The sequence below is a fragment of the Sphingopyxis macrogoltabida genome, assembly GCF_001307295.1.
GTDB lineage: Bacteria > Pseudomonadota > Alphaproteobacteria > Sphingomonadales > Sphingomonadaceae > Sphingopyxis > Sphingopyxis macrogoltabida_B.
Genome location: NZ_CP012700.1, coordinates 3,543,109 through 3,557,873 on the forward strand (window position 1 = coordinate 3,543,109; position 14,765 = coordinate 3,557,873).

Annotated in this window: 10 protein-coding genes and 1 pseudogene; 7 read left to right on the forward strand and 4 right to left on the reverse strand. The window is 66.7% G+C overall.

The genetic code is table 11. The features are described from left to right. Nucleotides 1–83 precede the first annotated feature (83 nt). On the reverse strand, nucleotides 84–2,405 hold the full coding sequence (locus AN936_RS16520) for a patatin-like protein (RefSeq protein ID WP_054589072.1): 2,322 nt from the start codon (nucleotides 2,403–2,405) through the stop codon (nucleotides 84–86). Nucleotides 2,406–2,531: 126 nt separating this feature from the next. On the opposite strand from AN936_RS16520, the gene AN936_RS16525 reads away from it, so the two are divergent. The 5 genes from AN936_RS16525 (at nucleotide 2,532) to AN936_RS16545 (ending at nucleotide 11,506) form a co-directional block, all read left to right on the forward strand. Beyond that, the gene (locus AN936_RS16525; protein WP_420496815.1) at nucleotides 2,532–4,682 is read left to right on the forward strand and encodes a TonB-dependent receptor; all 2,151 of its coding nucleotides are present in this window, start codon (nucleotides 2,532–2,534) and stop codon (nucleotides 4,680–4,682) included. Nucleotides 4,683–4,684: 2 nt separating this feature from the next. Beyond that, on the forward strand, nucleotides 4,685–5,770 hold the full coding sequence (locus tag AN936_RS16530) for a PepSY-associated TM helix domain-containing protein (protein ID WP_054590356.1): 1,086 nt from the start codon (nucleotides 4,685–4,687) through the stop codon (nucleotides 5,768–5,770). A gap of 49 nt (nucleotides 5,771–5,819) precedes the next feature. Beyond that, nucleotides 5,820–7,988: a primosomal protein N' gene (locus AN936_RS16535; protein ID WP_054589074.1), complete on the forward strand. Its 2,169-nt coding sequence runs from the start codon at nucleotides 5,820–5,822 to the stop codon at nucleotides 7,986–7,988. 355 nt (nucleotides 7,989–8,343) lie between these two features. Then, nucleotides 8,344–9,930, forward strand: coding sequence for a tetratricopeptide repeat protein (locus AN936_RS16540; RefSeq protein WP_149037694.1), 1,587 nt, complete (start codon nucleotides 8,344–8,346; stop codon nucleotides 9,928–9,930). Between the two features lie 34 nt (nucleotides 9,931–9,964). Continuing rightward, nucleotides 9,965–11,506: a hypothetical protein gene (locus AN936_RS16545; RefSeq protein WP_054589076.1), complete on the forward strand. Its 1,542-nt coding sequence runs from the start codon at nucleotides 9,965–9,967 to the stop codon at nucleotides 11,504–11,506. On the opposite strand, the gene AN936_RS16550 is transcribed toward AN936_RS16545, so the two are convergent. Genes AN936_RS16550 through AN936_RS16560 form a run of 3 tightly spaced genes read right to left on the reverse strand, consistent with a single transcriptional unit; the run spans nucleotide 11,410 to nucleotide 13,777 of the window. Beyond that, nucleotides 11,410–12,273 (reverse strand): isocitrate lyase/PEP mutase family protein, encoded by an 864-nt coding sequence (locus tag AN936_RS16550; RefSeq protein WP_234715605.1) that lies wholly within the window; start codon nucleotides 12,271–12,273, stop codon nucleotides 11,410–11,412. The two genes, AN936_RS16545 and AN936_RS16550, sit on opposite strands and share 97 nt — an antisense overlap. After that, nucleotides 12,270–13,310: a bifunctional DNA-binding transcriptional regulator/O6-methylguanine-DNA methyltransferase Ada gene (gene ada / locus AN936_RS16555; RefSeq protein WP_054589077.1), complete on the reverse strand. Its 1,041-nt coding sequence runs from the start codon at nucleotides 13,308–13,310 to the stop codon at nucleotides 12,270–12,272. Before ada ends, AN936_RS16550 begins: the two co-directional genes overlap by 4 nt. Beyond that, on the reverse strand, nucleotides 13,307–13,777 hold the full coding sequence (locus AN936_RS16560) for a DUF1203 domain-containing protein (RefSeq protein ID WP_054589078.1): 471 nt from the start codon (nucleotides 13,775–13,777) through the stop codon (nucleotides 13,307–13,309). The genes ada and AN936_RS16560 overlap by 4 nt, the downstream gene beginning before the upstream one ends. A gap of 411 nt (nucleotides 13,778–14,188) precedes the next feature. Between AN936_RS16560 and AN936_RS25925 the strand changes: the two are divergent. Both AN936_RS25925 and AN936_RS25580 read left to right on the forward strand, forming a co-directional pair. Next, a pseudogene (locus AN936_RS25925) lies at nucleotides 14,189–14,275 on the forward strand (hypothetical protein); the annotation flags it as partial. 223 nt (nucleotides 14,276–14,498) lie between these two features. Then, the gene (locus tag AN936_RS25580) at nucleotides 14,499–14,759 is read left to right on the forward strand and encodes a hypothetical protein (RefSeq protein ID WP_234715607.1); all 261 of its coding nucleotides are present in this window, start codon (nucleotides 14,499–14,501) and stop codon (nucleotides 14,757–14,759) included. Nucleotides 14,760–14,765: the final 6 nt, after the last annotated feature.

Genomic DNA, 14,765 nt, shown 5'->3' on the forward strand with positions numbered 1-14,765 from the left:
CGCCCGATATCATCTGCTAATCCCGCGGCCGGGAAAGGAAAGCCCATTATTCTTCCATATTGATCGCCATGTCGGCGCTTTCGTTACCGTTCCGGGCCGATCTCGCCGCGCAGCTCGTCGATCAGTGCCTTCACCTTCGGCAGCCGCTCTTCCTCCTCATCAAGGATGGCGTGAAAGGCGCGCCGCTTGATCGCGACCAGTTCGTCGGCTTTCAGCGCGCCCTCGCCGGTCACGCTGCTCGATACGATGTCGATGAGCCGGTCGGCGCCGTGGAGGCGTCCCCAGAGATAATCATTCTCGCGGTACGCACGGCTGAAGAAAGCGCCGAAGCTGTTGAATTCGATGCCCTTGAGCATCGCCGACGCGCCGCCGCTGCGGATCGCGGTCGCGTCGGAGGGCGAGATACGGTCGATCTTGATCGGGTCGAACTCGTCGAATCCCTCGCCTTGCAGCAACGGCAGCGTCGCGATGTCGTAGAAGGGATAGCCCAGATAGGCGAGCAGCAGCACGCGCCGGTCGTCCTTCGGCAGCGCGGTCAGTGCCGCGGCGATCAGGACGTCCGCCTCGCCATCGACGGCCGTGAGGTCGCGCCGCGCCGCGATGGCATCGATCCACTGCCCCGGTGCGGCGTCGGTAGGCACGTCGAGTTCGGCAAGCCAGCTATCGCCCTCGCGTTCGAGATAGAAGCCGAGCGCGGTGAAGATCGCGCCGCGCATGTCCTCGCACGCCGTATCGCGTCCTTCGCGGCGGCTCTCGATCACCGCGTCGAGTTCGCGCGCCATGAAGCGCAGGCGGCGGATGCGAAAGCCGAGGTCGTGAGTGCGGAAGAAGGCGATCGCGTCGCCGCTCGCCCCGGCGCCTTTCCGGCCCGAAATACGGTCGAGTCCGCGCGCCCGCACCTCGTCCCACATTGCCTGCCGCCGGTTGCTGCGGTGGACGGCACCCTCGGGCGGGGCCAGCCGGTCGACCATGCCGACGAGCTCCTCGACCACCGCAGATAATTTGAGGTGGCCATAGGGCGCATAGGCGAAGCCGGCGCGTGCCGCCGCCTGCTCCTGTGCCTTGGCGCGCCATTTCTCGAGCCGCGCCGAGGTCGGCGTGTCGAGGAAGAAGGTGGTGCCGAACAGCGCCGCGACCTGTTCCTCGACCTCGACCTTCATCGCGTCGACGATATGCTGCATCCGGCGAATGCGCCGCGACATGCCCTCGATCGCCTCGACATTCTCCCGGATCGGCTGTTCGCGCGGGATTTCGGACAGCGCACCGAGGATCGTCGGCAGGAAACCGGGCAGCCGCGCCTCCTCGCCCGCCGCGACCTCGCCCGGTTTTCCGAAGCTGATCGAGCGATAATCGGGCTTGGGATCGATATAGACGAAGCGCCGGTCGACCTCGCGCCGTGCCGGGCGCTGTTTCAGCGCCGCGATCGCCGGCCGGAAAGGCGCATTGGCGAGCACCGACCCATCGATCAGCACCCGGTCGGCGGGATCGCCCTCGCCGCCCGCGGGAAGCTGGGTGCGGATGAACGCATCGCGCCCGGACCACTCGATGCCACGCTTTTCGAGCACCGCGTCGAGTTCGCGCAAGGTGAAGGGCGGGAAGGCGCCCGGGAAACTCGCGGTCGCGCGCGCCGCCGCGGCGAGGCCCGGCATATCGCCGAGATCTTTGCCGCGCCGGCCGTCCTGACGGAAATGCAGGATCAGCCGATGCTCCTGTTCGGTCACCCGCGGCGGGCTGTTGAGCGCAAGCGGCATGCTGTGACCCGCGAAATCAGTGACCGAGACGAAGAGGTCGACGGGCTGCCCCGCCGGGACCAGCACCGGCCCCTTCGGCCCCGCGTCCATGGCGTCGAAGGCGTCGACAAGCAGATTCGAGAAGGTTTCGCCGCCGAACGGCGGTTCGAACCAGCGCGCGCGGACGAAGCGCGACAGCTTGGCGCGCACCTCGTCCTGCGCGCCCTCGCCCACCGTGCGGTCGATGACGTTGCCGCGCCGCTTCATCGCCCAGCCGGCGATCGGCACCGCCCAGAATTTGGTCGCCGCCGACAGCGGCCGCGCATCGGGGTCGAGCAGGCTGTCGACATCGGCGCCGCCCAGCCACAATTCGGTCAGCGGGTCGAGCGACTGGCCGGTCGCCAGCGCCCGCGCGAGGAAAATACCGTTGATCCCGCCCGCGCTCGCCCCCGCGACGATGTCGGCGAGCACGCGCAGCCGGACGCTGCTGCGCGCCGCGATGGCAGCGAGCAAATCGCGATAGACCGCGCCCGAACCCGCCGGCTCGCCACCGTCGTGCCAGGCGCGCGACGCGGCGGCGAGGCGCCATATTTCCTTGGTGATACCGTGCATATAGACGGCGAGGCTGATGCCGCCGTAGCAAATCAGGGCAAACCGCAGTTCCTTTTCGCGCATGCGCCGGCTGATAGCGCGGTTTCGCGACTGTGGCGAATTTTCCACATCGCCAGACCTAAACGCCCGATTCCCGGGTTTCTTCTTGCATATGCGAATTGGTCGCATTAGCCGCGCCGCGAACAGGAGATGAGAATGAATCGCAAATTTGCCCTCGCCGCGCTCGCCTGCACGGCGCTTTCCTCGCCCGCTTTTGCGCAAGACAGCGCGCCGGTCGCCGATGGCGACGAAGGCGAGGGCACGATCATCGTCACTGCCGCGCGAACGACCCTGCCGCCCAACGCCCTGCCGCTGACGATCGATGTCATTTCCCAGGACACCCTAGATCAACAGGTCGCGATTTCCGGCTCGGTCATCGATGCGGTGGCACACCTGACCCCCAGCTTCTCGCCGACGCGCCAGAAACTCTCGGGCGCGGGCGAAACGCTGCGCGGCCGCTCGCCGCTCTATGCGATCAACGGCATTCCGCAATCGACCCCGATCCGCGACGGATCGCGCGACGGCTATACGATCGACCCCTTTTTCCTCGATCGCGTCGAGCTGATCTATGGATCGAACGCCCTGCAGGGGATCGGCGCGACCGGCGGCGTGGTCAATCAGGTGGTGATCAGGGCGCCGCGCGAAGACGGCCTCTCGGGCCGCGCGCTGGTGCAGGGATCGACGGGCAATTTCGAGGATAGCAGCTTCGGCGGCAAGCTCGGCGGGCTGCTCGCCTATCGTCAGGGCGCGTTCGATGTGACCGGCGGCGTCGTCTATGAAACGCGCGGCCTTTATTACGACGGCGCCGGCCGCCGCGTCGGCATCGACAACACGCAGGGCGATGTGCAGGACAGCAAGAGCCTCAGCTTCTTTGCGCGGCTGGGCTATGACCTGTCGTCGACCGCCCGCATCGAACTGTTCGCCACGCGCTTCAACCTCGAGGGCAATGGCAACTGGGTGCAGGTCGCGGGCGATCGGGCGACGGGCCTTCCGACCAGCTCGAAGCGTGAGGACATTCAGGGCGAAGCCGCCTCGAACCGCGTCGAAACGGTCAACCTGACGCTGACCGATACCGACCTTGGCGGCGGCAATCTGGTATTTCAGGCCTTTTTCAACCGGTCGCGCGATATTTTCGGCGGCGATGTCAGCGCCACCTTCCAAGACGCCAGCATCGCGCCCATCGGCACCCTGTTCGACCAGTCGGCGAACCGTTCGCGCAAGCTGGGCGCGCGCGTCAGCTATGAACGCCAGCTTTTCGACGCGCTCAACATCACGCTCGGCTTCGACTCGATGTGGGACAAGACCCAGCAGGGTTTGCTCGCGACCGGACGTTATTGGGTCCCGCCCACGACCTTCCGCACGCTCGCGCCCTTCGGCCAGGCCAATCTGAAACTGTTCGACGGCGCCCTACGCCTGGCCGGCGGCGCGCGCTGGGAAAATGGCCAGCTCAAGGTCGACGATTATGTGACGCTGGCCTCCTATAATTCGGCCCGGGTCAGCGGCGGCACCCGCAATTTCGACGATCTGCTGATCAATGGCGGCGTGATTGTCGAGCCCGCGCAGGGCATCCGCGCCTATGCCAGCTATGCCGAAGGCTATTCGATTGCCGACGTCGGCCGCATCCTGCGCGCGGTCAACGGCGCGACCCAGCCGAATTTCCGCATCGAGGATGTCAACGTCACCCCCGTGATTTCGAACAACCGCGAGGTCGGGATCGAAATCAAGCGCGGGCCGCTCGATGCCAGCGCGTCCTATTTCTGGTCGACGTCGAAAGACGGCGGCCTGTTGGTCCTCAACAGCGCCGGCGTCTACGACGTTCAACGCCAGCGCATCGAAATCCAGGGTTTCGAGATCAACCTTGCGGTCCAGCTTCCGGTCGACGGGTTGAAGCTCGGCACCGGCTATGCCCATCTGTCCGGCCGCACCGACAGCGACAAGGACGACAAGGTCGATATCGATCTGGACGGCGCGAATATTTCGCCCGACCGCGTCAATGTCTGGGCCAGCTATGAAAAGGGGCCGGTGTCCGCGCGCGTACAGGCGGGCCTTTATCTCGACCGCAAATTCGATGGCGCCGCGGCGAACACCGATTTTTCGGGCTACACGCTGACCGACGCCGTGCTGCGCTATGAACTGCCGCGGCTGGGCGGGATCACGCTTGCGGCCTCGAACCTGTTCGACGTCGACTATGTCACCTATAACAGCCAGACCATTCGCTCGACCGTCGCGGCAACCGACAATGCCCGCTTTTTCACCGGGCGCGGACGGACCTTCACGCTCGGGTGGGATTACCGGTTCTGATGATGAAACTGCTCGACACGCTGCACCGCTGGACCGGTGGCCTGATCGGTCTCGTGCTCGGCCTGCTCGGCCTGTCGGGCACGATTTTGCTCTACGAGCATCTGTGGATCGGGGTGCCGGGCGCGGGTGACGCGTTGCGCGGCGACCTGCCCACCGTCACCGCGGCAACCGAGCGGCTGATGGCGACGCCGGGCACGCAAGGCATCATCTATGCCGACGCGCGCTTCGGGCTGCATCAAACCCGCTTCGGCGAAGGCGCGGGCGCCTATGCCGACCAGTCGGGCGAGGTCGTGACGCGCTGGGCGAGCCAGTGGGAGCGGCCCGAGCTGTGGATTTTCGACTTCCACCATCATCTCTTCGCGGGCGACAGCGGTGAGTGGGTAATCGGGATCGCGGGATTGTGCGGCCTGTTCTTCGTGATCAGCGGCGCGATCCTGTGGTGGCGGACGCGGCGGACCTTTCAGCTCCGTCTGTGGCCCAAGCGGATGAGCCGCCCGTCGATCGTGTGGCACCACCGCGACCTCGGCATCGTCGCCGCGCCGTTGCTGCTGATCTCGATCGTCACCGGAACGATGATGATCTTTCGCCCCTTTGCGATGGTGATGGTCGCGCCTTTCGGCTCGCCGGGGGCCGCCGCGAAGGCGCTCGACCCGCCGAAATACAAGGGCGGTCCGCTTGCGGCAAAGCCCGATTATGCGGCAATGCTGGCCGAGGGGCGACGACGCTTTCCCGACGCCGAGTTCCGTATCCTGAGCCTGCCGCGCAAGCCCGGCGACCCGATCAGCCTGCGCATGAAACAGCCCGCCGAATGGCTGCCCAATGGTCGCACGACGATCGCCTTCGACGCCGCGACCGGCGACGTGCTCGCCGCGCGCGATGCGCTCGCCCTGCCGGGCGGGGCACAGGCGTTCAACATGGCCTTTCCGATCCACGCGTCGAAAGTCGGCGGCTGGACCTGGCGCATCCTGCTGACAATTTCGGGCCTCGCGATGACGATGCTCGGCAGCTTCGCGGTATGGACCTTCTGGGGCAAGCGGCCGAAGTCGGTGAAACGGCAGGCGAAAAAGGCGACGCTAGCGACAGGCTGACGCGCAGCGCTTTCCTATTTTGCGGGCAGCCCTATATCCTGCCCGATCCATGACCCGCGCCCGCGTCCTCCTTTTGACCGCCGCCCTCGGCCCGCTCGATTATCGCGTGCCTTATGGCAGCGAAGCGCCGCTCGGCAGCGTCGTCGTCGTGCCGCTGGGGCCGCGGCGGATGGGCGGCGTGGTGTGGGAGGATGAAAGCTTCGGCGCGCCCGAACCCGTCGGCGACAATCGCCTGCGCAACCTGTTCGAAGTGGTGCCGGTGCCGCCGGTTTCCGCGCCGCTGCGCAAGCTCGTCGAATGGACGAGCGACTATTATCTCGCGCCGCCGGGGTCGGTGCTGCGCATGGTGCTGCCCGGTGCGGCCTTTGCCGATGCCCGGCGCCCGATCGTCGAATATCGCGCCACCGGCGAACTGCCGGCGCGGATGACGCCACAACGCACCGTCGCGCTCGAAAAGATCGGCACGCGGCAGGGGATCGTGCGCGAACTCGCGGCGATGGCCGAGGTCAGCGAGGCGGTGATCCGCGGGCTCGTCCAGACGGGCGCGCTCGAAGCGGTGAGCGTGTCGGCCGACCAGCCCTATCCGCAGCCCGATCCTGCGTTCGCGCCGCCCGATCTGTCGGACGAGCAAACCGCCGCCGCGCATCAGCTTCGCGAGGCGGTCGATGCCGCGAAGTTCGAGACGTTGCTGCTCGACGGCGTCACCGGATCGGGCAAGACCGAAGTCTATATGGAGGCGATCGCCGCCGCGATCGACGCGGGCAAGCAGGCGCTCGTCCTGCTCCCCGAAATCGCACTCACCGAACCGATGCTGACCCGCTTCGCCGCGCGCTTCGGCTGCGAACCGGTCGCTTGGCATTCGGGCCTCCGCTCGACCGAGCGCCGCCGCGCCTGGCACAGCATCGCGGCGGGCGAGGCGAGGATCGTCGTCGGCGCGCGATCGGCCTTGTTTCTGCCCTATGGCAATCTCGGCGTCATCGTCGTCGACGAAGCGCACGAGACGAGCTTCAAGCAGGAGGACGGCGTCCATTATCACGCGCGCGACGTCGCGGTGATGCGCGGGCATTTCGAGGGACTGCCGGTGGTGCTCGCGAGCGCGACCCCGGCGCTCGAAAGCCTCGCGCAGGTCGAGGCGGGGCGCTATCGCCATATCGTCCTCCCCGCGCGCTTCGGCGGCGCGGCGATGCCCGACCTTGCCGCGATCGACATGCGGCAGGATCCGCCCGACCGGGGAAGCTGGCTCGCCCCGCCGCTCGTCGAGGCGCTCGCCGACCGGCTTCACAAGGGCGAGCAGAGCCTGCTGTTTCTCAACCGCCGCGGCTTCGCGCCGCTGACGCTCTGCCGCACCTGCGGCCACCGTATTCAGTGCCCGAACTGCACCGCGTGGATGGTCGAGCACCGGCTCGTCCACCGCCTTGCCTGCCATCATTGCGGCCATGTCATGCCGCCGCCGCGGCTCTGCCCCGAGTGCGAGGACGAAGACAGCCTCGTCGCGTGCGGCCCGGGGGTCGAACGCGTCGCCGACGAGGTCGCCCTGCGCTTTCCCGAAGCGCGCGTCGCGATTGTCACCAGCGACACCTTATGGTCGCCCGCGAAGGCCGCCGAGTTCGTCGACAATGTCGAGGGCGGCCTCATCGACATCATTATCGGGACGCAGCTCGTCACCAAGGGCTATCATTTCCCCAACCTGACGCTCGTCGGCGTGGTCGATGCCGACCTCGGGCTCGACGGCGGCGACCTGCGCGCCTCCGAACGCACCTTTCAACAAATCGCGCAGGTCGCAGGACGCGCCGGGCGCGGGGTGAAGCCGGGCGCGGTGCTGATCCAGACGCGCGTGCCCGAGGCGCCGGTGATGGCGGCGCTCGTCGCGAACGACCGCGACGGTTTCTATACCGCCGAAGCGGCGGCGCGGAAGTTCGCCGGGGCGCCGCCCTATGGCCGCTTCGCCGCGCTGGTCATTTCGTCGGAGGATATCGAGGTCGCGCGCGGGCAGGCGCAGCGGCTGGGCCAGAAAGCACCGGTTGCCGAAGGCCTCGCCGTCTACGGCCCCGCGCCCGCACCACTCGCGATGCTGCGCGGCCGCCACCGCTTCCGCCTGCTCCTCCACGCGCCGCGCAGCTTCGATCTGCAGGGAACGATCCGCGAGTGGGTGAACAGCGTTGACTGGCCGTCGAAGGCGCGTCTGGCGATCGATATCGATCCTTATAGTTTCGTCTGACCGTCTTGCGACGAAGCGATCTGGATTCGCCGGATTTTCCTGTTAATCATCGGCGCATTACCGGGGTCAGAGTCTATCCTGGAGAGATTGAGGCGTCGTGACGGAGCCGATTTTGGCTCAGGGCGAGGAGCGAGGAGGGAGCTATGCGGAAGCATAGTGACCGACGAGCGACGCGGCCCTGGGCCAAAATCGGCCCGCCGCATAACGGTTGCCCTGGGAAGCCCGCCGGACTTCGTCGCGGCGCTGGCAGGGGCCACCAGCCCCTGCTGCACGCCGCTTCTTGCCGGCGGGCTTCCCAGGGCAATCACGACGCCTCAATCTCTCCAGGATAGACTCCAAGTGGGTGGAGGTTACCGTGAATATTCGCAAGATGGCCCGCGCGATCGGCGCGGGCGTGGCTTTGGCAGCGCTGACGATCAGCGGCGCGGCGCGCGCCGAATGGTGGGAAGCAGAAACGTCGCACTTCATCGTCTATTCGGAAAGCAAGAAGGAAGACGCCGAACAGTTCGCGCGCCTGCTCGAGCGTTATGACAATGCGCTGCGCTATTTGCAGGGCCGGCCGGTCCCCGGCCCCGACATGGGCAAGGCGAACAAGGTCAAGGTGTTCCGCAGCGGCGATACCGACGACATCGCGGCGCTCGCCGGCGCCCCCGAATCGGGCATCTACGGTTTTTACATCCCCCGGGCAGGCAGCACCGTCGCCTTCGTGCCGGCGCGCAACAAGCGCCGCGACGGCGTCGGCGTGCGCACCCTCAACGAGGTACAGCTCGACACTCAGCGCGTCCTGTTCCACGAATATACGCACCATTTCATGCTGACCAATTTCAGCACCGCCTATCCCTATTGGTACACCGAAGGTTTTGCCGAAGTGTACGGCACGATCGAGCTGAGGGACGATGGCAGCTTCCATCTGGGCAATGTGCCGCAGGCGCGCGGCGAAGCGCTGCGCGTGCTGCCCGATACCCGTCTGTCCCGCATGTTCGACCACAAGGTCAAGCTGAAGGGAATGGAGCTGATGCAGTCCTATTCGGTCGGCTGGCTGCTCTCGCACTATCTGAACTTCAGTCAGGAACGCAAAGGCCAGCTCCCGGCCTATCTGAGCGCGCTCAACAAGGGCGAGGACAGCCTCGAGGCCGCGAAGCGCATCTTCGGCGACCTCGACAAGCTGCAGGCCGAATTGCGCAAATACAAGAACGGCCCCTTCCCCGGCTATGACGTCAAGCCGGCCTCCTACGTCGAACCGGTGGTGACGATGCGCGCCCTGGCACCGGTCGAGGAAAGCCTGATGTCGTCCTATATCCGCTCGCAGCGCGGCGTCGACCAGAAGCAGGCCAAAGATGTCGCTCGCGACGTCGCGGGGAAAGATGCGGCCAATCCCGACAGCCTGTTCGCGCAGCTTGTCGTCGCCGAGGCGCAGCTCGATGCGAAGAATTACGACGCCGCCGAGGCCGCGGCGAAACGCGCGATCGCCATCGCGCCCGCTTCGTCGCTCGCCCATTTCATGATGGGCGGCGTCTTTATGGCGCGCGGCGAAGCCGACAAGGCGCAATATGCCGCGGCACGGCCGTGGTTCGAGAAGGCGCACCAGCTCGACCTCAAGGACCCGCGGCCGATGATCGGGCTCTATATGTCCTATTTCGAAGCCGGCGAGGCCATTCCCGAAGCCGCGCTCATCACGCTCGAGGATGCATGGGATTATGCGTCATACGATACGGGCTACCGTCTGATCCTCGCGCGGCAATTGCTGAACGAGAACAAGGGCAAGCTCGCCAAGGACGTGCTGTCGCCGATCGCCTATTCGGCGCACGGATCGGACAAGGAAAACAAGATTCTCGCGACGGTCGAATTTATCGAGCAAGACAAGCTCGGCGACGCGCGCGCAAAAATCGCCGAAATCTTCCAGGAGCAGAAGGACGAGGCCGCGGGCAAGAAGAAGGGCTGACGCCGGGGCGGCGCAGACCCGAACGGGGGGGCATATGCGACACTGGATTGCGGCAGCGCTTGCCGTCCTGCTCACCACCGCGCTGGCCACCCCGGCCAGCGCGCGCTGGCTGCGCGCCGACACGAACAATTTCATCATCTACAGCGAGGGCAGCGAAAAATCGCTGCGCAGCTTTGCCGAGAATCTGCAGCGGTTCGACGCGACGCTGCGGCATCGTTTCAACGTGCCGGGCGGGGCCGAGCCCAACCGGCTGACCATCTATCTGGTCGAGCGCGCCGACGAGGCGGGGCGGCTGGCGTCGGGGAAAAGCGGCTCGTCGATCGCGGGCTTCTATCTCGCGGGGTCCGACGGCGCGTTTGCGGTATCGAACCGCGAGAATGACGAAGGGCGCGGCACCCCTGCGGCGCAGCAGACGCTGTTCCACGAATATGCCCATCATTTCATGAAGCGCTATGTCCCCGCCGCCTTCCCGGCATGGTTCATCGAGGGCTTTGCCGAATATGTGTCGACCGTCGACTTCTCGCGCGAGGGCAAGGCCTCGATCGGCAAACCCGTCTATCGCCGCGCCTACGGGTTGCTCGAAATGCCGAAGATTCCGGTCGAGCAGCTGATCACCCAGCGTCCCGACGCGATGCGCAGCAGCGGGATGGCCGACGCCTATTATGGGCGGTCATGGCTGCTGACCCACATGCTCTACAGCGATCCGAACCGGCAGGGCCAGTTGCTCGCCTATATGCAGGCGATCAATCGCGGCGAGGAAGCCGTCGAGGCGGCGCGCAAGACCTTTGGCGACCTTGGCCAGCTCGACAAGGATCTCAATCGCTACCTCAATCGCTCGCTCGCCTATGTCGCGCTTCACGAACCGATGAAGGTCGAGGGGACGATCGCCATCGCGCCGCTCGCCGCCGCCGAAGATGCACTGATCCCACTCCGCCTCGAACGGCTGAGCGCCCAATATTCGCCCGAACGGATGGCCACCGTCCGCCTCGCGCTGCAAAAGCTTGCCGTCTCCCAGCCGGGCGATGCCGGCACCTGGTACGAACTCGCCGCGGCCGAATGGGGCATGGACAAGGACAAGCGCGACCTCGCCGCAGCGCGCGCGGCGGTCGACAAGGCGATCGCGCTGCAGCCCGAACATGTTCGCGCCAATGTCCTGCTCGGGCGGCTGATCGCGGTCGGGCTGGACGAGAAAGGCGATTACAGCGCCGGGGCGTGGAGCGCGGTGCGCAAGCCGATCATGCTCGCCAACCGCACCAACCCCGACGACCCGATTCCGCTCTATGCCTATTTCCAGACTTTCGGCGATCAGGGCTTCCGCGCGACCGACATGGCGCTGCAAGGGCTGGAAAAGGCCTTCATACTCGAGCCCGAGAATGTCAGCATCCGGATCAGCCAGGCCTTCGCGCTCGCCAACCAGGCTCGTTTCAACGAAGCGATCGGGCTGGCCGAAAGCGTCGCATTCGACCCGCACGATCGCGGTCAGGGACAATCGCTGCTCGACCAGGTCGAAGCCATGCGCGCCAACCGCGAAAAGACGTTCATACGTACCGAGGGAACCGAAGGCGTGACCGACTGATCGACGCTTGGCGTCAATAATCGGGTTCTTCGCCGCCCAGCACCTGTCCTGCCTGCGCCGTCAGCCACGTCATTGCCGCGGCCCATGGCTGATGGCCATGACTGATCCGCGCGACGCCGAGGTCCGCGAGTTGCTTGTGCGTCGGTCCGCCCTTGGCGCGCAGGATGTGGCAGCGGCGACGCCTCGCAGATCTCGCCGATGCATTTCGGATCGAGCAGGAAGGGCACGAACAGCGATCCCGCGCCGGCATCGGCATAGGCCCGCGCGCGTTCGAGCGTCGCGGCGACGAGCGCACCGCCGTCCTTCGCGATATCCTGCCCGCGGAAAGTGTCGCAGCGCGCATTGACGAAAATGCCGGTGTCGGCGGCGGCGCGATAACGGTGCTGCGCCTCGCCGATCGAAAGCAGCTCGGTAACGCCCGGCAGCCGGTCCTCCATATTGATCCCCGCCGCACCCGCGGCTTTCGCACGCCCGACCGAGGCGCCGACCGCCGCGGCATCGGCGCCATAGCCCGATTCCATGTCGATGGTGACGGGGAGGTCGGTGACCGACAGGATGCGCGCCAGATTTTCGAAGACGTCTTCGAGCGGAAAATCCTCGCCGTCGGCGCGCCCCTGTGCCCCCGCGACGCCATAGCTGCCGGTAGCGATCGCCTTTGCCCCTGCCGCGGCGACGGCCTTTGCGCTCCCGGCGTCCCAGATGTTGACGAGGATCAGCGGGTCGCCGGGCACGTGCAGCGCGCGAAACTGCGCAATCTTGTCGGTCACTTGATCGTCTCCCTCTTGAGCAATTCTTCCTTGATCGGCAGGCCATAGGCATAGCCGCCAAGCGTGCCGTCGCTGCGGACCACGCGGTGGCACGGGATCAGCACGGCCACGTTATTGGCGCCGTTCGCGCTGCCCGCGGCGCGCACCGCGCCCGGCTTGCCGACCGCGGCGGCGATATCGGCATAGCTGCGCGTTTCGCCCGCCGGGATCTTCCTGAGTTCGCGCCACACCGCTTCCTGGAACGCCGTCCCCTTCACGTCGATCGGAATATGGTCGAAGCCCCGGGTCGGCGCCTCGACCGCGGCGACGACCTGTTCGAGCAGCGCGGAAAACTCGTCGCCGCCCTCGATCAGGCCGGCGGCGGGAAAGCGTTCCTCGAGCGCCTCGCGCCCTTCGGCGAACGACAGGCGGCAGACGCCCTTGTCGGTCGCAGCGACGAGCATGTCGCCAAGGCTGGTCGGCACGACCGCCCAGTGGATCGTCACGCCCCGGCCGCCATTCACCCACGCCGACGCCGTCATCCCCATGCGGCCTTCCATATTTTCGTAGAAGCGCGACGGCCCCGAAAAGCCCGCATCGTAAATGGCGTCGGTGACGCGGCCGCCCTCGCTCAGCGCCTGCCGCGCCCGCTCCTCGCGCAAGGCGCGCGCATAGGCGGCGGGCGACAGCCCGGTATGGCGAGTAAAGACGCGCTGGAAATGCGTCGGCGAATAACCTGCGCGGTCCGCAAGATCGCCAAGCGCCAGCGGTTCCTCGCTCTCTTTGATCGCCGCGATCGCGGCGAGCACCGCGCCTTCGTCGCGTGCGACCTCGTCGGGCAGGCAGCGCTTGCACGCGCGCAGCCCGGTTTCGCGCGCCGCAGCGCCGTCTTCGAAGAAGCGGACATTCTCCCGCTTGGGATGGCGCGCAGCGCAGCTCGGCCGGCAATAGATGCCGGTGGTCAGCACGCCGGTGACGAAACGCCCGTCGAGCGCCCGGTCGCGGCGCAGCACCGCGTCCCAGCGATCGTCGTCGGTCATGGTCTCGGCGGCGCTCATTGCCCGTCCCTTTCGATCCGCGCGGCAAAGCAGCCGTGCGCGGCGTTATGTGCATCGATATAGGCGATACGATCGTCCGCAAACAGGTCCCGGATCGCGCTATCGGCCTCGCCCGGCCCCGCCAGCCGTGCGTCCTGCAGCATCCCGTCGCGATCGAAGGCGCGCAGCGCCAGCAGACGCCCTTCGAACACCGGCGGCGGCGCGTCGCGATATGTCGCCGCGACGACGCTCGGCCGGACATAGATCGCATAGGCGCTGCGATAGGGCGTTTCGACATCGTGGCTGGTGTGGTGGACCAGGATCAGCGCCTCGCCGGCGCGCGCATCTTCCAGACTGATGCGGCAGGGAAAGCCCCGGTCGGCGGTCGCGATGACGCGGCGGGCGTTGCAGGCGGCAAGCGCGGCATCGTCCATCGCAAACAGCGGCGCGAAGCGGTCGGGTTCGAGTCCGGTAATCGAATAGGCCATCGGATTGTCCTTTCTTTGGGCGCGATCATCTTTGCCATACCGCTTTGAGGGCCGCGTCCCGGGGCTTGCGTTCAAAGCTTCCCCTTGGTGTGTTACTGTATTATATCATTGACTCACTAGCGCATCCGGGCCAGTCTGCTGCTTCAGAACGGAGTTGGCGATATGGCGACCATCGACGCATCTTTCGCACCCGCACGCAAGCGACGCCGCGCCGACTGGCTGGGGCGCGCGGCGACCCTCTGCTATCTCGCCATCGCGGCGGGGCAGCTACTCTTCGTCGCCTTCATCCTGCTCTTTTATTACCCGCCGACGCTGACCGGCAATTTCGCGGCGTGGAACGACAAGCCGCTGATCACCGGCCATGTCGCGGGCGACGCCGCGGGCAACCTGTTCTTCGCCGTCCATGTGCTGATGGCGGCGGTCATCACGCTCGGCGGACTGGTCCAGCTTGTCCCCGCGATCCGGTCCCGCTGGCCTGCGGTCCATCGCTGGAACGGCCGACTCTACCTGCTCTCGGCGCTGGGGCTTGCGTTCGGCGGGCTGTGGCTGACGTGGATTCGCGGCACATGGCTGGCGCTGGGGCGCGATCGGCATTACGCTCGACGCGCTGCTGATCCTCGCATTTGCCGGGCTGGCGTGGCGAGCGGCGCATGCGCGGCGCTTCGCCGACCACCGCCGCTGGGCGATCCGGCTGTTCGCGGTCGCGAGCGCGGTGTGGTTCATGCGCGTCGGCTATATGGCGTGGGGCCTCGCGACCGGCGGCGCGGGCATCGGCAAGGCGATGGACGGGCCGTTCGACCTGTTTCTCGCCTTTGCCAATTCCCTGCTGCCGCTTGCCGTCGCCGAACTGTATCTGCGTGCCGGTGCGACCGGCACCCCGGCGGCGCGCAAGGCGGTCGCGGGGCTGCTCGGACTTTGCGCCCTCGTCATCCTCGCCGGCAGCGCCGGGGCATGGATGGTCATGTGGGGGCCCTATATCTAGCACCGC